Consider the following 20,544-nt stretch of genomic DNA (forward strand, 5'->3'; position numbering starts at 1 on the left):
AATGTTTCCTCCTGTCCACACTCAATGCCAAGCGGCATATTCACTAGGCCTCATGCCCATTTCCCGTTTAAACAGCTTGATGAAATAACTTTTGTTGGCATATCCCAGATACTCGGAGATCTCTTCCACTGTCTTTTCAGATTGGTTAAGCAGCTCCTTTGCCTTCTGAAGCTTTAGCATATTTACATATTCGATGAAGTTCTGGTTTGTTTCCCGTTTGAATAAGCGGCTGAAATAACTGGCATTTAAGTTAAGGCGGCCTGCCATGTCCTCCAGCGTTATTTTCTCCGTCACATGACTAATCACGAACTGCTGGGCTTTGATGACCTCACTCCGTTTAGACTTGATGGAGAACATACTTATTTTCCGCGCTAATTCCTCTAAGTACTGCACCAGCCATTGTTCCAAATGCTCCAGAGTTTCAATGTCACCAACCACGCTAAATAGCTTTTCTTCGGTTATAGCCAATGGAGATTGTAGAAGCTGTTTCGTCTTCATCTGCAAGTCCATCAGCAAGCGAAGCACACATTCCTTGACTTCATTCGGATGGAATTTTTGCGAGGCCACCCATTCCCTCCATTCCTTTACATGAACGCGAAGCTCCGTGTTCCTGTTCAAGGCAATATCATCATTGATAACAGCGTACAAGGTTCCATACTCAGCATAAATATCTTCTCCGGAAAAGCAGACTTCTTCAAAACGGTGGATTCCCGCCGCAGGGAGATAAAAGCGCTGTATTTTCTCCCTCAGCATCCGCTGCAATGTTCCGCGAATTTCCTCAGGACTGCGCGCCTCAGCGCCAAATAAGCAAGAGACAGAGAGTTTAAGATATTTTTGAACCGCAGAGGCTGCATTTTGAATGGAGTGATAGATTGCCTGGTGATCTTTAGAAGGCTGGTCGCTGCAAAAGAGAATGACGATCTCCTTATGGCTGTATCTCGAAATAAACAGACTGTGATCAGCCTCAAGCACTTCCTGCATAATATTCTCAACCGCAAAAGAAATCGTATATTCACTCATCCGGCGCACCCTTGAAGCTTCCTCTGGACGGTCAATTACAATAACCAGCGGGATATAGTTTTTGGCGTGGATCATAATTCCGTTTGATCGGGCCTGCTCGATCCAAGCCCCCTTATCCCAGGATTGATACAAGGTATCTTTTAGAAACTTTTCCTTCAGCGCGGCGCGATTTTGAGACTGCTTTTGCTTATAAACCAGCATCTCTGTATGCTGCTGCCTATTCAGTCCCACTTCCGCCACAAGGGTGCTAATCGCTTGCTGTAACTGCTCAATATCCAGTGATTCTTTTAAAATATATTCTCCTACGTTTAATTTCAGCGCTTGCTGGGCGTATTTGAATTCGTTGTGGCAGGAGAGAATAATCGCACGGATTCCGGGCTGCACAGCTCTGAATAGCTCCAGCATCTCCAGCCCGTTCATCTTGGGCATGCCAATATCGGTAATAATAAGATCTGGTGGACTCTGCTGTGCTTTTTCCCAAGCCTCGAGACCGCTATAATAACATCCGATGAGTTCAATACCGAGCTCACTCCAAGGTACGGCCTGCGACAAATAACGGATAACCGGATAGTCATCATCCACCAATATTGCCGTCAGCATTCTCCACACCCACCTTTCCGTAATCCAGAGGAAACTCCAGACAAATCTCTGTGCCCACATCAGGTTCACTTTGAATATTCAGCTTAAAAGAAGCGCCATAAATCATACTGAGGCGTTGGGCCACATTGCGTAAACCTATGCCGGAGAACCCTTTTCTGTCCTCCTCTGTAATTTGTTCGCTGCTGTATGCGGTTTCACGAAGTCTTGTTAAAGTTTCCGGCGACATCCCGATCCCATTATCCTTAATGGTGATAACCAAGCTTCCCGTAGTTGCAACAATACGAGCTTCAATAAAAATCTCGCCACCAAACTGCTCGAAGCCATGGATGATGGCATTCTCGATCATGGGTTGAATCATAAATCGAGGCACCAGTGCTTCAGCGCTACCGTCCGCTAAATTCATTTCCAGCCTGACCTGATTGGCATGGCGGAAATTCATTAAAGTGACATAATGCGATATCGTATCTGTCTCCTCACGAAGCGGGATAAACTCATTGTCCCTGTTAAAGGTCATCCGGAGCAAAGACGACAGCGAACCAATCAACTCAGCATTCTCCCGATCGCCTTGCATCAGGATATTTAAGCGAATCGAATTCAGCAGATTAAACATAAAATGTGGATTGATCTGCGCTTGCAGCATCTCTAGTTCGGCTTTTCTTTTTCCCGTCTGTTCATAAGTGATTTGTTCAATCATAGACTCGATCCGATCCAGCATCTGGTCAATGGTGCGGGCGAGCTGTGCTGCCTCATTATTCCCTCGAATGAACGAACGTTCATCCAACTGACCACGACCTATTCGCTTTACAAAAGCGCTTAATTTTACGATTGGCTGAGTCAGCTTTGAGATTAGAACGGTTAAGAGAACGGAAAACAAGGTAAAGAAAAGAATCTGCACCGCCAGGCTGATAAATAAAATCTGCTTATTTTTCGACAAGGCTGCCTTCAGCGGGATAATGCTGACCATCCGCCATTTGTTACTGCTCAGCTCCTGATCAACATATAAAAACTTCTCTCCGTCGATTTCCACAGTGTCAAGCTCGCCATCCATTTTCAACCACGTCATCGTCTCTCCGATTCGGGTCTTGTCAGCATGGGAAACTACAGTTCCCTTGTCATCCAAAAGCATCATCTCTTTATCATTATCGTTATTTAGATAAGGACGGAGCTTACGCTCATTGATATTAATAATTAAATATCCGATGGTACTGCTGGAGGTCGATTGAATCGGCCTCGCAATGGTTACCCAATCAGCTGAGCCTTTATCAGAATAATTGTAGTACGTATCGTGCTCCGCTCTCCAATAAGTCGAAATGGGTTGAATTTGTTTCAGCAACGATGTCCAATTTTTGTTGTAGAAATTTTCCGGGTTAAAGTCACTGTAAGGATAGCTGGTATAAATCAAACCATTTTTTCCGATTAACGTCACCTTCAAATATTCTGTTAAAACAAACATATCATCCAGCATCCGCGACATACGGTTATACTGAATGATCTGCTTTGGTGCACGGAGCGACTCTGAATCGGCAGACATCATCTGCCTGATCTCGCTGTTCTGGAGCACAAAGTTGGACTGTTCCAGTGTCTGTTCAAATATGGCATTCATATTGGCGCTGGCTGCATTTAAAGATTCTCTTGCGCTACTAACCGCTTTCTCCAGAATGAGATCCCGGGTCAAATAATCAGTAACCATGTAAATGCAGACAAGCGGGATCAGCACGCAGATCAGCGATGACCAGACAAGTTTCTTACGGAGGGATTGATGCTTTCTAAACACGGATTACAGGCCCCACATCTGTTTGAATTTGGAGCAGGAGGCAGAAATGCTTTCCTGCCCCCACATTATAAGCCCCCTTTGAAAAGCGTACAATCAGCCTCCGCTTACTTTCCGCTATTGTTCTGAACAACTTCCGTTATTTTTTTATCGATATTGGCAACTGTGACATCCAGATCCTGTTGGCCAAGGAGATACATCTCCGCTTCTGGAATAACGTTGTTCTTAGCTTCATCCGCATATTTAGCCGGAACCTGCGTTGCACCAGGTGTCGAGTTCTCCATCGTATATTTCAGAGAATCTACATCAATCTTAGAGGAATCCTTAGAACCACTCACAATTGTATCCACTAATTTATTCGTATCCGATTTGGCCCAGCCAGAGAAAACGCGTCCACCGATTTCCAGTCCTTCTGAGGTATACCAGCGCACAAAGGTATAGGCAGCCTCCTTATGCTTGGATTTAGCGGCTATTCCCATGTAGGTCGGCTGTACGGGTGAGTAGTGTTTGCTCTCACTGTCAAGACGGGGGATCGGCGCAAACGCGGTAACAAAGGTTGCCGGAATGGCATCCGTTCCACCCGATTCCGCAACCATCCAGTCGCCCATCGGAAGCATCGCTGCTAAACCGTTAAAATACTGATTCCGGTAGGCTAGTTTTTGCGAAATAATATCCTCATAAGGAGTGGCACTCTTATCTTCGTACATCATTTTCTTCATCATCTGCAGATTAGCCTTAAATTGCGGGTCAAGTGCATTGGAGGTTCCATCAGCTTTTAGAAAAGTATTATCCGTAGACTTGCTCATCAGCTGGAGCTGGAAATAATCCGGCCAATTATGCAAATACGCACCAAAACGTTTCGTTGCGCCCTCACCCTTGGTCAATTTCTTGGCATACTCTTCGAAATCCGCCCATGTCCAGTCGGTCGGAACCGGAAGGCCCGCCTCATCTAACATTTCTTTGTTAAGGAGCACGAACCAGCGCTGCATGGAAGACGGTAATGCGTAGATTTTGCCATTGACTGTAGTGTCCACCAGATATTCATCTGCGAGCTTATAACCTTCCTTCTGAATATAGTCATCCATCGGTTCCAACAAACCGATATCTGCACGCTGTGAATAGTTGGTATAAGGCAGTTCGACAATATCCAGCGGATCGCTCGCAGCCGCCATCAAATCCAGCTTCTGCATAGAGGCAACCGAATCACCTTTTTCGTTCAGCAAATCTACTTCCACATGAATATCGGGATGCGTCTTCTCAAACTCCGCGATAATCGTGCTCCATTTCGCTTTGGCTTCTGTCTGCCAGGTGCTCAGCTTCAGGGTAACCTTCTCTGCTGCAGGCTTTGAATTTCCACCAGCATCGGGTGCATTAGTCGCTCCTGCATTATTGGTTTTCGCATTTCCGCCGCAAGCGGCCAATGATAACGCCATCGATGTGATGATGAATGCAGATAATAATTTCTTTTTCATTTAGACCCTCCTATAAATGTGTTGGGCATTACTTGCTTAACAACCAGTGACTATGTAACTGCTTACAAGAATATCCTAACATGCAGGATTGACGAGGAAAGTTCTCATATTCTACCGAAGAGAAACTATTTTGACTTTTATTATCCTTTCACACCTCCGAGGGCAATTCCCTCAATAACCTGCTTCTGTCCGAGTGCAAAAATGATGAGCAACGGCAGGATTGCAGATACCGCACCAGCCATCATGAGTGAATAGACATCCCCGTATTGGTCCCCGAACAACCGGATCCCCAGCTGAATCGTGAACAGCTCCTTGGATTTCAAAAAAATGAGTGGATATTGATAGTCGTTCCAGGTCCAAATAAAGCGCAAAATAGCATAAGTAGCTACAGCGGGACGGATCAGCGGAAAGGCAATCTGTAGAAAAGAGCGAAAATGCCCTGCTCCATCCATCCGCGCCGATTCAAGATACTCGTTGTTTACCCCCATAAAAAATTGCTTGAGCATAAACGCTCCAATAATACTAAAGCTGTTAATCAGGATTAATCCCAAATGTGTGTCAATCAAATTCAACCAGTTAAACAGTAGAAACTGTGGAACCAACGATGCCTGCGGAGGAACCATATAAAGTGCCAATACAACTATAAACATCGCATCCCTGCCCGGAAAACGTAGCTTGGAGAACCCATAAGCAGCAAGTGCGCATATCAGCACATTAATTATAGTCGTAGCCAGCGTAATATAAATGGAATTTCCATAATAGCGAGCAAAGTCACCCGACCACACCTGTTTATAATTTTCAATGAGGTTCCACTGCTGTGGCAACCATTGAATCGGAAAGTTAAACACATCTTTCTCCAGCTTAAAGGAAGTGGATAACATCCATAGGAACGGTAAAAGAAATGCGATACCTAGCAGTCCCATGGCGATGGTCCAGAAGGTTCTGGATAAAAGCTCTTTTTTCACTGTAATTTCTCCTTTCCGCCTTTAATAGTTGACCCATTTTTTTTGCGCCAACATCTGCAAGGCTGTAATGATCAGGCAAATAAGGAACAGAACGAGTGCCATGCTAGAGGCGTAACCCGTCTTCAGCTGATTGAAGGCTGTATCATATAACTCGTAGACGATAACGGTCGTGGAGTTAGCCGGTCCACCCTGGGTCAATACTTGTATCAGATCAAAGATTTTAAATGAGCCGATAACCCCTGTTACCAGCAGGAAAAAGGTAGTTGGCGAAATGCAGGGAACCGTGATGTTGCGGAATTTACGCCAGACGTTGGCACCATCAATATCAGCCGCTTCATAAAGATCCTTTGGAATACTCTGTAAACCTGCAATAAAAATAATAATGTTGTAACCGAGCTGAATCCAGACTTGAATCAACATCAGCGACGGCAGAGCATAATGGATATCCGCTAACCATTTGGGTGGGTTGTTCCACCCCAGTGACATCAGGAATTGATTGACGGGTCCCAGTGAAGGGTGAAACATAACCTGCCAAACCATAGCGATGGCAACTACACTGGAAATGTACGGAAGGAAATAAATCACTTTAAACAAATCCTTCAGAAAAACCTGTTTATCAATCAGGATAGCCAGCAGCAGGGCAACGATGATCGTAACCGGTACTGTGATAATAAAGAGCAAATTGTTCAGCAAGCTTTTCATAAAAGCATCATCATGAAACAGCCTGATGAAATTATCCACGCCCGCGAACTTAATCCCCCCTAACCCAGCCACAAAGTTCCAGTCCGTGAAGCTTAACAGCAGTGAGCCCAGCACCGGGATCAACGTCAAGATGATCAGCCCAAGCATAAGCGGAGCAACGAATAGATATCCCGCCATCGCTTCGCGTGTGTCCATATTAAGATGAAACCTTTTTTTGCGTATCATAGTTCTCCTCCTTTACTTATCCATAATTGTAGAAAAAGTAAGCAGTCTTCATAAGAACTAGAATTGTTCATTTTGGAACGAATTTTACCGATCCTTTAGTTATGAATTCTTTTGCACAACGCAAAAAAAGCGCGAGCCAAGCTCCCGCAGTAAACAAAATCCATATTGAGTTTTACATAAAGCAATCGCGTTATACCGGCGTAACCTCTACAGCACCTTTTCCATCGACGCCCGCACTATTCAGCTTTTTCCGAAAAATCATAAACAAAACCACACCCATCACACTCGTTATTACCTCAGTCACAGTCATCGACCAAATCACACCATGCAGGCCAAAAATAGAATGCAATACAATAATCATCGGTATAAATAATACACCTTGGCTTATCGCCATAATAGTGGTGGGTGTGCCTTGCCCCGTTGCTTGAAAAATGCTCATAAATAATCCGGTAAATCCATTAAATAAAGCGGAGATCAGCATCGCTGCCAAAATATAAGTTCCCATGCTTAACACAGAAGGATCGCCTGAGAACCAATGAAGAATCGTTCCTCTAAACACATATACTAGACTCACAAAAACAACTGCAATGCTGCCTATATATGCAAAAGCGTATTTGATGCTGGATTTAAGTCTCTCCGTATTTTTACTAGCAAAGTTAAAAGCAAATAGCGGAATCAATCCCAAAAATAAACCCATCGATAAAAATTCTGGAATCTGCACAATTCTTAAAGCCACACCAAATCCGGCGACCACACTCTCCCCATATTGAATGGAATAGTTATTTAACAAAAGCGTGCTGACAATTAAAAAACTGGCTTGCAATAGCTCGGCTGTACCTATTTTATAAACCTCAAGCTGATCTCGTACAGATATCTTGAAATGCTTCAAAAATCCTCTTAAATGCTCACTTTTCGTTTCCAAAAAGTAAATATAATAAATGGCAGAGCCCAAATTTGCTAAAACCATAGCCAAAGCAGCTCCGGCAACATGCCAATTCAGCACGAGAATAAATAAAGGATCAAAAATCAAACTTAAAGCCGTACTGATAAAAATACCATACATCGATTCCTTCGAGGCACCTTCCGAACGGACCAGTTGTTCCAAAGCAAAATTAAGCACAACAGCAAATCCGCCTGCAAAAAGAGTGAGCACATAAGACTTCGTAAAGTCTAAGGTAGCAGCATCTGCACCAAGCATTCGCGTGATCGGATTTATAGCTAACCAAGCAATGAGCGCGATAAGAAGCCCCACTACAATACTCCCGTAAAAAGTATATCCGGCAACCTTTTTCCCTTTTTCCGTCTCTTTTTGCCCCGCCAAGCGAGTTATAAATGTTCCTCCGCCTACCCCCAGCACATTTCCAAAAGCCATTAAAACGGTAAAAATAGGCAGGCCCAGCGTGATTGCGGTCAGCATACTGGTATTGTGTAATAAGCCGATGAAGTAAGCATTGATTACATTATAAATAGTACCCACAGACATCCCAATCATCATGGGAATCGATAAATGAGCGATCGCTTTTTTCATGGGCGCCGACTCTAAATAATATTGATTTGAGAACTCATTTGTCATAAGTGAACCTCCGAACGTTTATAAACTTGAACTAACTTTTTGAAGTAACGACTTTAGGGTTGCAGTTTCTTCCGGACTAAGCGCCTTAGTAATGCTTGCTTCTACCTCAGAGAAAATCTCATTGAACTCTTCCACTAAAAGAGCACCTTTTTCCAATACAAAAATACTCTTTTGACGTTCATCATTTTCAGGAGTGACACGCTGGATATACCCTTTCTTCTCCAACCCCTGAAGCATACTGGTAATGCTCGCCCCCTTCCTGTTAAAGACCTCCGCTAAATCCTTCTGAATAACCCCTTCTGCTTGATTCTCAAAAATATAGCCGATCATGCGGCCTTGTTGTGAGTTCAGACCTAACTCATTTAACCTGGTGTCAGCTGTACCTTTTATTTTCATCCCAATCTCTCGTATTAAATTAGAAAATGGTGTGTCTACAACGGGTTTGTTCATTGTTATTTCCTCCTCTTGCGGATTAGTTAGAACTCTAAGTAACATCATTATCATAATAGATAGAACTCTAACTGTCAAGGTTCTAACTAAATACAAAAAACTCCTCTCCAGCACTTGTCGAGTAGACAGGTACTGAAGAGGAGTTTATAGAGAGAATTACATCACAAGTTCTTCTAGGTTTCCAAATAAGACTTTTGTTGATTTCAGTTTGGATTCATTGCCGACAACTGTGAAATAATTTTGTTCCGTCACAGCCTTAAGCAAATCGGCATACTGTCTGATGTCTTCCGGTGTGGTCGACAAGATTTCATCCCGTTCCTGCTGCAGCTCGGCCCCGGTCACCTGTTCAAAATAATGCCGGTCCGCCCGCCGTCCCTGAGCGCTTGGGCTCAGCGGCTGGTCCAACATGGACAGGGTGCCGATAATTGCTTTGGTCATCTCGTCGGCATCCGCTTCATATCCTTCGGTGAATCGGTACGCCTGATCATAAACCTCCAGCGTCTCCTGCAAATTGGGATCACGGTAGGAAGTGAACATCAATATCCCATCTCTGCGCAGCATCAGGCTGCCGCCATAAGCTCCGCCCTTCACGCGCACGGCATTCCACAGATAGGTGAGGCTCATGATTTTTTTGAGCACCTGCATTTTGCCGGAATACGTAAATCCTAGCTTGTTGAAGTCGTAGCCTTTAACCACATATTGCACCTGGCTGGAAGACATAAAACCTTCATTATCCGCATGCCCCTGCGCCGTAATCTTAGGTTTATTCACCACTGGCCGATCCTGAATATCCAGCTTCGCTACATTAGCGGCGAATTCTTCATACAAATCAGGGGTACCCGTCACGCTGATGATCAAATTCTGTTTATTGAATAAAACCGTACAGATATCCTTCAGCGTGTCTGCCACCTCAGCTCCCTGCTGATCGATCTTCTCGGCAAGCTCACGGATAAAGCGGTAATAGGCCACGCCACCCTGTTGCTCCTGATACGCTCCCATGTCCGAAAAATAAGACATCAGGCGGCTGGCCGCGATTTCATTACCTTTTTGATTCAGGACTGATTCCATCTGTGAGGCTTCCCGCCGGACGATTTCCTGTAGCTTCGTCAAGTTATCGAGCGCGCTGGTATAGAGCATCTCACGCAGCAGATCCAGCGATTCGCCAATATGCCCCGCCATCACCTTAACCTGCGCAGTGAATTTAGGCTGATAACTGGCCCCAGTATCTTTTGCAGCGCCAAAGATCTCATTTTTGAAATGAATGCCTCCGGTTTTGATCCCAATTTCACTAGTGAGCTCTTCAATGCTGTAAGAAGCTGTCTCCATTTGGCCCAATACCTCTGCCAGCAGCACAAGATAAGGAATTTGCTCAGGAGCCACAACACTCGTATCCCAATAAAACTTGCAGTACGCAATCTTTTGAGTAGATACGTCATGGTGGATCAGCTTTAGACCCTCAAGGTTATATTCATGGGATGGCACCTGAGGTTCAGCACTGCGGTTAATGTCCTGTAGAGATAAACTCGGCAGCTTCTGCAAATCCTCGGCTGCATCTGCACGACCTTGCCGCGCCAGAAGATGCTGTGTACTCTGCACAAGCTGCTCCAGCTGGTCTGGTTGCTGTGATGATTTGTATTCACTTAATTGACGCTGGGTGCTCGCTTCCTTGTCGGCTGCAATCGTCTTGGACGGGTTCAGCACCACCAGACTGCAATGATCACTGTTCAGTAAGTAGACCTCAATCAGCTTCTCAAAATAACGATCCGTTATCTTTTCCCGAATGGTAGTGAATACCTCTTCATAAAGCATATGAGTAGACGGCTGACCGTCATAGAGCCAGGACTTCATCACTTCGATATTGTAAGTAAGTCCCTTTGGATATCGGCTAAAGTCCGCTTCCCGCAGCTCAAATTCTTTGCTGTTGACCGCCGCCAGCACCAGCTTCTCATCCAGCCCGTTCTTAACCAAGCTGCTTAATGTGGTCTTCACCAGCTCCACGAAGGCATCTTTGGCGGAAGCGTTCGAATGTGTCAGAGTAATGCCAAGCAGCGGCTGAACCATACTGTCGGAATAAAAAGCAAAGGCATCTTTGCCCAGACCGCTTTCCAGCAGGGCTTGCTTAAGCGGAGCTGCATTGCTGTCCATCAGCATGCTTTTCAAAATATCAAAAGCCAGATTCAGTTCCCGATCCGTAGAGGTTCCAATTACATAGTTCAGACTCAAATAAGTTTTGTCGTCGGCCGTTTCTGCTTCCAGAATCGGATAATCCGCTACCAGCTCCGTCATTCCGGTAGGCTGTTGTAGGGGAATGGAGGTATCAAAGCTGTTTTTTTCATAACGGCTAAGGTATTCCTGGTCTATAAATTGCAGCTTCTCTTCAATAGAGACGTCTCCGTACAGATAAAAATAACTGTTGGACGGATGATAATAATTGCTGTGCGCCTCAAGGAATTGCTCATACGTAAGCGCAGGAATCTCCTGCGGATCTCCACCTGAAGAATGACGGTAAATCGTGTCTGGATACAACGACTTTTTGATCCTGTCCATCAGTACCGTAAACGGCGAGGAATAGGAACCCTTCATCTCGTTGTAAACCACGCCTTTATAGATCAGCTCAGCTTCTGTTTGCTGAAGCTCGTAATGCCAGCCCTCTTGCTCAAAAATCTCCTTTTGCTTATAAATATTCGGCTGAAAAACACTATCCAGGTAGACCTCCATCAGATTGGAGAAATCCTGCTCATTCCGGCTTGCCACCGGATACATCGTCTTATCCCCAAACGTAAATGCATTCAGGAATGTCTGCATCGAACCCTTTAGCAATTCTACAAAAGGTTCCTTCACCGGATATTTCTCCGAACCACATAATACAGAATGCTCCAAAATATGAAAGACCCCTGTACTATCTTCAGGCGGGGTCCTGAAGCTTACGCTAAATACCTTGTTGTCATCCTGATTCTGCACGAAAAGCAGCCTGGCGCCGCTCTTCAGATGTTCCATCGTGAATACGGCGGAATCGATCTCCCGGATAAATTCCTCATTAACGACCTGAAATCCATAATATATATTGCCTGTGATCAAGCGGCTCATAGATTTGCCTCCTCTGCACTGGATGTGATAACTCTATCTGAAGCTTATCATATCCCTGGACGTTTATTCCATTAATAGAAGGCTTCCGGGATTAATTTCTGCAGTCTGACTAAAATTGCCGCTGCCTGCTCACGCACCAGAATCTGCTTTGGATCGAAGCGGCCCCCGCTGCCGGTCATTACTTCATGTTCATTCACGGCCTGAATCGCCTGGCGGCTCGCCTCTGACAAACTGGAAGTATCGGCAAACTTCACACGGTCCGGGCTGCCGTACGTAGACAACCGGGCGGCTTTGGTTACCATAACCGCCGCTTCTTCCCGCGTAATACCGCGGTCCGGCTCGAACTTACCGGTTGGAGAGCTGATAATGCCCAGCTCCTCAGCCTTGGCGATGGTACGGCTGTACCATTTGTCCGCCGGAACATCCTTAAAGCTAGAAGTGGCCTTGGCAGCGGGGAACTCATGCAATAGCCGCAGCAGCAGGGTCAGAAATTCAGCCCGGGTCAGCTTCTGCTTAGGAGCCAGCACATTTCCGCTGGCACTTACGCCCTGAATATATCCGCTGCTGAGCGCTGTTGCGATATCCAAACGTGCCCAAGCTGCGACTTTATTGGCATCCGTAAAGCTGGCCAATTCCGGGGAAGAGACATGCAGCGCAAACGTCCGTTTGGAAAGTGCTGGAGCGGCATCTTTACGGTATTTGGTGACTTGCACAGGATAGACACCGGGCTTCATGCCGGCAAATGACACCTTTCCCGTGCTGTCAGCCACTACGCTTTTTCCTTGAAGTGTCACAGTAGCGCCGAAAGCCGGAAGACCGCCCAGCTGACCGTTTGACTTGGTGATATGGAGGGAAAACGGCATATTGGCGCTTGCGTATCCACCCATTTCCTGGCCGTTTTTATCTTTCCATTTCACTTCCATCCGGTCAAGCAGTTCTGTATCGTCCGCGTAGTAAACAAGCAGCTGATCCCCATTGCCTATCGTCAGTCTGTACGGGCTATTCTCAGGATACATCCATGCACTGCCCCCGCTGAATACAGCAATCTTCCATTCTCCGCGTCCATTGTATCGCCCGTTCTGAATCCCCTCGATAGCTGTGAAGGCCGGTTTAGCTGCATCCGCATTCAGCTTATACGCCAGACCCTTCGCCTGTAAAAAAGCTGCCGCTGCCTTCACAGCATCTCCGCCAACAATATGCCCCCCGGCAACGGTGCCACCGGGTCCTTCGACCTGAATCGTTGCCCGGTCAACTCCAGCATGATGCAGTCCGCTATACAGCATGCCAGCCTGCTTGGACAACAGCTTATAGGAAGTCAGGGCAAGATAGGCTTGCACAGTTGCGGGACTATCGTTTCCTCCGCCTGCTGTCTGTGTAAAGCCGCCACCCGGATGCTTCCGCGCCAGCAAATGGTCCAGCAGCGAGGCTCCGCCTTCCTTGGTGAAATCTGCTGCATCGACCCCCTGCGAGGATAAAGCAACAATCACCTGCGCTGTCGTCGCAGTTTTATCATCGAATCCTCCGTCTAGCTGCTGCTTGCTCTTAAGCCACAACAAAGCCTTCTCAATCGGCTGCGCAGTTTGTTCTGAACTCACTTCCGAAGCAAGTGCCGTCAGTACCCAGGCAGTAGCTACCAGATCTCCTTGCTTCTGCCCGGCCAGCGGCCAGCTGCCATCCGCTAGCTGCATATCAAGCAGCTGATAAAACAGCAAATCGGGGTAACGGTTTGTCCGCTCCAATGAATTTGAAATGGAGTTCTTCGAGGTAATATAGGCGGTTGCTACCGCTGCTGCCCCTTCCGAATCAATTCCGGCATGATTCATCAGGAATGGATAAAGATCAATACCAGCGATGTTGTTGACGTTGCCCCCCGCAGCACTGTAAGCCAGCGCTGTTCGAGTTAGCTCTGCCACCTTGGTGAACTTGCCCCGCTGTTCCAGAATCTTATCGGCAGTCTGCTCCAGATATCCCTTGGGCAGACTACGCCCATTCTTGAAGAACCCTACGGCTGCTTCGTCCGGGAATGGCTGTATCGTCAGCAGCACATTCTGCGCCCCTTCCAAGGCGCTCTGCATCTCCGCTGTGAATACCGCGGTTGTCTTTTGTTCCGGAGACGGCTCCGCCATTACCCTGCCACTCAGCAATACAAGCAAAATACATAATGCGGTAAGTGTAACCTTCCTTATAGTCCGGTTTATGGGTGTAGCTCTCATATTCATTCTCCTCCAATGTAGTTTGCTAGATCTTTATAAGTTAGACGCAGCGAACTGGGGTTTTGTTCCTGAATATGCTGTAATATGTAGCTTCATCCAGCTATAAATTAAAAAAAGACCGCACTGCTACCCGCTCACACGATAGCCCTACGATCTTTTCAAAACTCTTATTCAGCCTGAGCAAACCCCAGCTCACGGTATAATGTCCGCTCCAGATAATCGTGAAGATAGAAGCGGGATTTCACAAAATGCTCCGCCATATCGGATGGCTGGTAACGCTCCAAAGCCGCTTTCATGCGAGGCAAAACGTTCTCACGTCCGCGGCGATTTCGCATGTAATTATTCAGCAGCGAGTGCCTTTCCGCTTCGTCTCCCGGATAAAGCTCCCAGCGGTAGATATATTTGTGGATCGCCCGCGAACGGTCCGTCGCCGCTTCAAAATCATGCATAATGGCAATCAGCTCTGCTTCATCCTTATGATCCTTCACCTTGTCCAACAGCTTCCAGATAACATCATAATAATCTTCCAGCTGATAATTCCCGAGCTGTGCGTGACCTGTTCTAGGACCGATGCCATGGAACTGCTCCATGAATCGATCGATAAATGTTGCTGAGTCCGCTTTGCGGTTCCAGGCCAAATCGGCGTGCAGCAGCATCGGATACCAGGTCGTCTCAAAGATCCCATAAGGAACACCAAGGCTGAACGGCCCCGTCCAGTTCGTGGCGACGATGCACCCGAGGTCCAGCTTATCCGCTGTCTCCGCCCATTGGAGCAGATTATCCGTCCGGTTCAATAGTACCGGATAATTCTGATGTTCAGCCCAGTCAAAGCTGCGAACCGCCGGTGCTCCCATAACCTCGATGCCTAGTGACCTGAATTTATCCGCAAGAGAAGAAACCTCAGCTTCAATATTACGTCCGTTGTATATCCAGATCATCGCTGCACTCCGCTTATCCAGCTTTGCCAGTTCCTCCGGCGGGCATTTGTCCAGCATGTCATGCCAGAAAATCACTTTTTTACCACGGCTGGCTGTAAATTCAATCAAAGTGTTCAAAAAAGCGATAAACGCCCGCTCCCGTACCCCTCCGAACAACGTTTTACAGCGTTCGCATTCACATAAGCTGTACACCTCGTCGCAGCCGAGGTGAATATAACGGGAATCCGGATGAGCATCCATCATCTCCTGTAACAGATCGGTAATCAGCTCGAAGGATTCCGGATGCGATGGACAGATCTCCCCGAGGGATAACTCCGTTTCGCGCAAGTGCCGCCAAGCGTCGTGGCGGAGTACATACTCCAGATGCCCGAAACTCTGCTGCAGCGGAATGATCTCAATAAAATATTCTTGGGCTGTGCGTTTCAGTTCCTCTAGCTGTGTGAGGCTTAACGAATGCTGAGGATGCACGAATTCCGGGTACTTCTGGAACGGGAATTTATCTTCGTATTCAATCAGAACCGCATTCGTTTTATACCGGGCAGAATCCGCCAAATACGATAGCAGCAGCTCTGGCTTGGAAAATGTCTGGCGAAGATCAAAGTTCATCGCCCGCAAGGTAGTGTCAGGCCAGTCCGTGATAGACACAGCAGGAACTTCCCCTACTGACTTACGCAGTTGTAGTAACGTTTGTAGCCCGTAAAACAGACCCGGCGCATCCAGTGCACGGATTACCACCCGGCGCTCCGACACCTCCAGCCTGTACCCTTCCGCCCGGCCGTTAAGCAATTTCAGATCCACTTCATCTGGCTGTGCTCCTTTCGTTTCTGGCTGCGAGAGACTCTGAAGAATAAGTGAATATCCTTTTCCCGAGATAACATGTGTACATTCCAGCTCCGGAAACGAGCGGCGGCAATGAACCACCAGTCTCGGATCATGCTGCTCCATGTAGAGGCTCAGGCTTACATCCTCGCTGAATTGAAAAGCTTCGCCCTCTTTCACTTGGATCTGCTTCGGTTGCGGTATCAAGCTCTGCATCGTTCTCCTCCTAATCTTTGCTGTAATTAATTACTGCAAGCCTTGCTATGACCCTTTTTCCAGCATTCCAGCACGGTAAGGGTCCTGTCGTCATAGCAGAAGCTCACGAGATCGGCAGGTGCTCCAGCCCTAAGCCCTGCCGCCTGCTCCAGCCCCAGCAAAGTAGCCGGATGAGCAGAAGCACAATCCCAGGCTTCATCCAGCCGGGCTAATCCAGCCTCCGCAAGATAGGCCACCTGATCTGGAAGCATCATGGCGGAACCTGCAAGCAGCTGCTGATTGCCAGCCAGATGCAGCCGCCCTTCTGCTGTTAATACAACCTCTCCACCAATGTGCAGGTGATAAGTTCCCGGCGGCATTCCGCTCAGTGATACAGCATCGCTGACCAAGATGGTGCGGCTGCGTTTCATCCGTAGGATTACTTTCAGCAGAGCGGGTGGTAAATGTTGACCATCTGCAATCATACAGCCATATAGTTCATCCGCCGCCAGCTGCTCCCACAAATAGTTGGGATGACGGGGCAGCGTCAGATGTGTACCATTGCCGAGATGCGTAGACATCACCGCTCCTGCGGCAACCGCCTCCCTAATCTGCTCGGGGGAAGCTGCTGTATGCCCTATGGAAACAAGGATGCCTGATTCACTGCACCGGGCGATAAATGCAGCGGTGTTTGGCCATTCCGGGGAGACGGTGAGGATACGGATAAGCCCTTCAGCCGCTTCTTGCCAGCGGCATAACATATCCCAATCCGGCGGGCCAATATGTTCCCTTGGATGGGCGCCGCGTGGCCCCTCTTCTGGTGACAGAAAAGGACCTTCCAGATGAATTCCTACAATCCCCCCAGCATCTTCCGGATACAGCGAAGCGGCTTCCGCAATGGCGGAGACCGCTTGAGCCAGCGCTTCTTTGCCATTAGTAATCAGAGTTGGACAATAACTGGTTACCCCGTTTCCTAGCAAAAGTCGGGACAGTTCCAATACCGTTGCAGGCTGTAAAGGCAGCGTGTTGAGATCCAGCCCCCAGCCCCCGTTCACTTGCAGATCCACCAACCCGGGTGCCAGCCAGGGCCAATCGGCCCTGGCTGGACTCTCCGCAAGTTCGGTGACCGAAGTGATTCGCCCCTGCTCAACACTTACCTCAACCGGCAGCCCAGTTTTATAGTGCTTTCCCTTAATTGGCGCGTTCATAGGCCGAAGGCAGCCCGATCCGTGAACATCGTGATCTCCGGATGGGTGCGCAGAATAGTAGCTGGACATGCCGTGCTGATCGAATCATGAAGTGCCGCGTGTAAAGCCTTGCGTTTGGACACTCCCGGTACAATTCCGTACAGGTGACGGCCAGCCAGCAAGGCTGGTACCGTAAGCGTCAGCGCATGGGTTGGCACCTCGTCCAGCGAGGTAAAACAACCATCATTCACTTGCTGGCGGCGGCAGGCTTCCTCCAGTTCGACCGCTTTGACCAGCTGCGGGTCGGTAAAATTAGCGATTGGCGGATCATTAAACGCAATATGCCCGTTTTCCCCGATCCCGAGGCAAACGATATCAATAGGCGCCTCGCTCAACAAAGCCGAATATCTCTGGCATTCCTGCACCACATCAGCGGCGAGACCATCCAGCAGTTCTACCCGGCCAGGGTTAACCCGACTGTATAGACGATCTGTCAAAAAACGGCCGAACCGCTGGGGAGCCGAAGCCGCAAGGCCGATGTATTCATCCATATGAAAAGCATTGACCCGGGACCAATCCATCCCCTGCTCCCGAACCAGCCCCTCGTACAGTTCATTTTGCGAAGGTGCGGCAGCAAACACAATTCGGACCTGACGCGCAGAATCTTGAAGCAAAGCTCTAATTTTCTGCGCGACCTGCGATGCCGCCGCAGCGCCCATCAGGTTACGATCTTCGTAAACATGAACGGACATCTGCTCTACTCTGTGTGTCTCTAAAGGCTTAATGATGTCATTCATCCCGCTCATCCTTTCCGGGCAACTATTGTCCTTGGCACAAGACAGATTAATTCCCGTTTAACTGAATGTTCTGAACACGGTCGTAAGCTTCCTTATAAGTAGCCAGCAGCTTATCCACGCCGAGATTGTTCATCTCCTCCACATATTTGTCCCAGTCGGCCAGCTTTCGGGAGCCGGTAACAAACTTGGCAAAGCTTTCATCGCGGTGTTTTTGGATCGCCTGGCCGGTAATCGCAATAATTTCATTCTCTTTCTCCGTAAATGCAGGCCGTGGCTGCATCATGGACGGATCATATTTCGTCGCTTCTTCAAAGGCATACTTCAAATTGTCTGAGAACAACGACAGATGTGCACCAAAGTCGATCCAGGTGTACGTTCCGCTAGTCTGAAGTCCTGTCTGTTTCCGCATTTCGATCACATCGTTGTACTCTGGTTTGAACTTGATCGTGTCGCCTTCCTTCACATACGTCTCACCCTCCACGCCCCAGCTGCTGAGCGTACGACCCTCTTCGGAATAGAAAAAGTCCATATAACTCATCACATCATCGATGTTCTTCGAGGTTGAAGCCACGGTTAGGCCACCTTCCATATAATGAAAATACGGGTTTAGTTGCTTGCCACCGGCAATGCCCGCTGGAGGAGCCATAAACTGCATGTTGAACTCCGGATTCTCCTGCTGCATCGCATTGTTAAAAAAATCGATCCGGCTGATGTAATCAATGGTCACAAACGATTTGCCCGTGGATACCATGTCCTGCCATTGCTTAGTTTGCAGAGATAGAAAGTCGGGCGGAATCAGCCCTTCGTCATAAAATATTTTCCACATGCCAACCATTTCCTTGTAACTATCTTCCGTGGGCCCAAAAAGCCACTCTTTTTTATCAAAATCATAATAAGCCCCTTCACCCGTCCCGTAATTCACAGTCATGTTGGCATTCATTTCATCGGGAATTTGTCCGTAGCGGATCGAAAGCGGATAGCTGTCCGGATATTTCGCCTTCAAGGTTTTTAGAGCTGTATGCAGCTCCTCATATGTGGCTGGTGCCTGGATTCCTTCTTTGTCAAAAATGTCTTTACGGTATAACCAGATCATGCGGTTCGTCTCGCCAAAGCCCTGATTCGGGAACATATACATTTTGCCATCAGCAGACAGTGCAGCCTTCGCTTCCTGTGGATACTGCTTTACCCAGGCGGTCAGATTCGGCATTTTGTCCATATACTCCATCAAATCCACCAACGCACCCTGTTGCCCGAATTTATTCGATTCTTTGCGGTTAGGCATATACATCAGATCCGGCATTGCCTTCGAGGCAATCGCCAGGTTCAAGCTCTCTTCAAGCTTTCCGGAAGGGGTCTGTACCTCGAGTGTGACACCGGTTTTCTCCTTCAGCCAGCTCCAAATAGGCCAGCTTTTCGAATAAGGGAACGTAGCATTGTTGTCTAAGAGCGCAGTGAAGGTTTTTTCCGTTTTGGACGAATCAGCAGGTGAAGCGGTACTGCTGCCCTGAGTATTACTCTGCGGCGAGGTGTCATTGCCCCCTCCGCTGCAGCCAGTTACTACGGTTGCTGCAATCACCAGTGGCAGCAGTACAGATTTCCATTTGTTCATTACGATCTCTCCCTTATTCTGAATTTGTGACGGTTCCACCCGCCTCAGCCTTTAACCGCGCCAATCATGGCCCCCTTAACGAAGTACTTCTGCACAAATGGATACACAATCAGAATCGGAAGCGTCGAGACCATAATCGTCGCGTACTTCAGCGATTCTTCTATCACCATGTTGTCACCTCCAATGCTAGTAACATCCCCTGAGCTAGCACTGCCAGCCAGCACCAGATTGCGCAGCAGAACTTGCAGCGGGAACAAATCCGGTGAGCGCAGGTAGAGCAGCGGGTAAATAAAGTTATTCCACATGCCAACCGCGTAAAAGAGCGCTATGGTGGCGAAGGAAGCCTTGGAAAGCGGAACAATAATACGGATAAATATGCCGATATCATTCAGTCCGTCGATGCGGCCAGACTCCTCCAGCTCTTTAGGAATGCCGGAGAAAAAGGTCCGCATCAGAATCAGATTCCAAGTGCTAACCGCACCCGGCAGCACCATGCCCCAAACGGTATCGACCATATCCAGGGAGCGAACCACGAGGAACGTGGGAATCATTCCTCCGCTGAAAAACATCGTCACCACAATCAACAGGGTGAAGCTCTTGCGCAGCGCCATATCACTGCGTGAGAGTGCATAGGCACCCGTGGAGGTGACCACCAGCGAGATAAGGGTGCCAAGCACGGTGTAAATGAGTGTATTTTTGTAAGCCACCCAGATTTGCGAATCTCCGAGTACAAGCTTATACATATTCAGGTTAAATCCCTTAGGCCAAAAAGAAACGGTATTCTTCATGACATGCACATCACTACTGAGAGAGACAGCGAGCATATGCAGGAACGGATAAAGCGTGACCACCACAACCACGAGAAGGATAAAAGTGCTCACGACATTAAACCAGGATAAACGGGGTGATCTCATCACCACA

The 20,544-nt window shown here is 47.8% G+C and carries 14 protein-coding genes; all 14 read right to left on the reverse strand.

All coding sequences use genetic code 11. From position 1 onward, the window contains the following. Nucleotides 1–21: 21 nt before the first annotated feature. Complete coding sequence (locus NYE58_RS26805) at nucleotides 22–1,620, reverse strand: response regulator transcription factor (RefSeq protein ID WP_341003458.1); 1,599 nt, start codon at nucleotides 1,618–1,620, stop codon at nucleotides 22–24. Then, nucleotides 1,595–3,394: a cache domain-containing sensor histidine kinase gene (locus NYE58_RS26810; RefSeq protein ID WP_076277415.1), complete on the reverse strand. Its 1,800-nt coding sequence runs from the start codon at nucleotides 3,392–3,394 to the stop codon at nucleotides 1,595–1,597. Before NYE58_RS26810 ends, NYE58_RS26805 begins: the two co-directional genes overlap by 26 nt. A 104-nt stretch (nucleotides 3,395–3,498) precedes the next feature. Further along, nucleotides 3,499–4,863: an ABC transporter substrate-binding protein gene (locus NYE58_RS26815; RefSeq protein WP_076130274.1), complete on the reverse strand. Its 1,365-nt coding sequence runs from the start codon at nucleotides 4,861–4,863 to the stop codon at nucleotides 3,499–3,501. A 140-nt stretch (nucleotides 4,864–5,003) separates the two neighbouring features. After that, nucleotides 5,004–5,786, reverse strand: coding sequence for a carbohydrate ABC transporter permease (locus NYE58_RS26820; RefSeq protein WP_052097522.1), 783 nt, complete (start codon nucleotides 5,784–5,786; stop codon nucleotides 5,004–5,006). A 63-nt stretch (nucleotides 5,787–5,849) separates the two neighbouring features. Further along, nucleotides 5,850–6,755: a carbohydrate ABC transporter permease gene (locus NYE58_RS26825; RefSeq protein WP_036683142.1), complete on the reverse strand. Its 906-nt coding sequence runs from the start codon at nucleotides 6,753–6,755 to the stop codon at nucleotides 5,850–5,852. A 190-nt stretch (nucleotides 6,756–6,945) separates the two neighbouring features. Beyond that, nucleotides 6,946–8,328, reverse strand: coding sequence for an MATE family efflux transporter (locus tag NYE58_RS26830; RefSeq protein WP_076130275.1), 1,383 nt, complete (start codon nucleotides 8,326–8,328; stop codon nucleotides 6,946–6,948). An 18-nt stretch (nucleotides 8,329–8,346) separates the two neighbouring features. Further along, on the reverse strand, nucleotides 8,347–8,778 hold the full coding sequence (locus NYE58_RS26835; protein ID WP_038572665.1) for a MarR family winged helix-turn-helix transcriptional regulator: 432 nt from the start codon (nucleotides 8,776–8,778) through the stop codon (nucleotides 8,347–8,349). A 156-nt stretch (nucleotides 8,779–8,934) separates the two neighbouring features. Continuing rightward, on the reverse strand, nucleotides 8,935–11,865 hold the full coding sequence (locus NYE58_RS26840; protein ID WP_076304639.1) for an insulinase family protein: 2,931 nt from the start codon (nucleotides 11,863–11,865) through the stop codon (nucleotides 8,935–8,937). Between the two features lie 71 nt (nucleotides 11,866–11,936). Continuing rightward, nucleotides 11,937–14,078 (reverse strand): S-layer homology domain-containing protein, encoded by a 2,142-nt coding sequence (locus NYE58_RS26845; RefSeq protein ID WP_341003460.1) that lies wholly within the window; start codon nucleotides 14,076–14,078, stop codon nucleotides 11,937–11,939. A 167-nt stretch (nucleotides 14,079–14,245) separates the two neighbouring features. Then, nucleotides 14,246–16,051, reverse strand: coding sequence for a DUF4838 domain-containing protein (locus tag NYE58_RS26850; protein ID WP_341003461.1), 1,806 nt, complete (start codon nucleotides 16,049–16,051; stop codon nucleotides 14,246–14,248). A gap of 26 nt (nucleotides 16,052–16,077) precedes the next feature. Then, nucleotides 16,078–17,238 (reverse strand): N-acetylglucosamine-6-phosphate deacetylase, encoded by a 1,161-nt coding sequence (locus NYE58_RS26855; protein ID WP_341003463.1) that lies wholly within the window; start codon nucleotides 17,236–17,238, stop codon nucleotides 16,078–16,080. After that, nucleotides 17,235–18,023, reverse strand: coding sequence for a glucosamine-6-phosphate deaminase (locus tag NYE58_RS26860; RefSeq protein ID WP_341003465.1), 789 nt, complete (start codon nucleotides 18,021–18,023; stop codon nucleotides 17,235–17,237). Before NYE58_RS26860 ends, NYE58_RS26855 begins: the two co-directional genes overlap by 4 nt. Nucleotides 18,024–18,060: 37 nt before the next feature. Continuing rightward, on the reverse strand, nucleotides 18,061–19,623 hold the full coding sequence (locus tag NYE58_RS26865) for an extracellular solute-binding protein (RefSeq protein WP_076277422.1): 1,563 nt from the start codon (nucleotides 19,621–19,623) through the stop codon (nucleotides 18,061–18,063). A gap of 44 nt (nucleotides 19,624–19,667) precedes the next feature. Next, nucleotides 19,668–20,537, reverse strand: coding sequence for a carbohydrate ABC transporter permease (locus NYE58_RS26870; protein ID WP_076147925.1), 870 nt, complete (start codon nucleotides 20,535–20,537; stop codon nucleotides 19,668–19,670). Nucleotides 20,538–20,544 lie beyond the last annotated feature (7 nt).

The organism is Paenibacillus sp. FSL L8-0708 (assembly GCF_038009325.1).
Classification (GTDB): domain Bacteria; phylum Bacillota; class Bacilli; order Paenibacillales; family Paenibacillaceae; genus Paenibacillus_AQ; species Paenibacillus_AQ odorifer.

Bases quoted from the DNA above. Each gene is read 5' to 3' on its own strand.
- NYE58_RS26860 (WP_341003465.1), bottom strand. From the start codon at position 18,023: ATGAGCGGGATGAATGACATCATTAAGCCTTTAGAGACACACAGAGTA.
- NYE58_RS26870 (WP_076147925.1), bottom strand. From the start codon at position 20,537: ATGAGATCACCCCGTTTATCCTGGTTTAATGTCGTGAGCACTTTTATC.
- NYE58_RS26830 (WP_076130275.1), bottom strand. From the start codon at position 8,328: ATGACAAATGAGTTCTCAAATCAATATTATTTAGAGTCGGCGCCCATG.
- NYE58_RS26820 (WP_052097522.1), bottom strand. From the start codon at position 5,786: ATGGGACTGCTAGGTATCGCATTTCTTTTACCGTTCCTATGGATGTTA.
- NYE58_RS26815 (WP_076130274.1), bottom strand. From the start codon at position 4,863: ATGAAAAAGAAATTATTATCTGCATTCATCATCACATCGATGGCGTTA.
- NYE58_RS26855 (WP_341003463.1), bottom strand. From the start codon at position 17,238: ATGAACGCGCCAATTAAGGGAAAGCACTATAAAACTGGGCTGCCGGTT.
- NYE58_RS26825 (WP_036683142.1), bottom strand. From the start codon at position 6,755: ATGATACGCAAAAAAAGGTTTCATCTTAATATGGACACACGCGAAGCG.
- NYE58_RS26805 (WP_341003458.1), bottom strand. From the start codon at position 1,620: ATGCTGACGGCAATATTGGTGGATGATGACTATCCGGTTATCCGTTAT.
- NYE58_RS26840 (WP_076304639.1), bottom strand. From the start codon at position 11,865: ATGAGCCGCTTGATCACAGGCAATATATATTATGGATTTCAGGTCGTT.
- NYE58_RS26850 (WP_341003461.1), bottom strand. From the start codon at position 16,051: ATGCAGAGCTTGATACCGCAACCGAAGCAGATCCAAGTGAAAGAGGGC.
- NYE58_RS26845 (WP_341003460.1), bottom strand. From the start codon at position 14,078: ATGAGAGCTACACCCATAAACCGGACTATAAGGAAGGTTACACTTACC.
- NYE58_RS26865 (WP_076277422.1), bottom strand. From the start codon at position 19,623: ATGAACAAATGGAAATCTGTACTGCTGCCACTGGTGATTGCAGCAACC.
- NYE58_RS26835 (WP_038572665.1), bottom strand. From the start codon at position 8,778: ATGAACAAACCCGTTGTAGACACACCATTTTCTAATTTAATACGAGAG.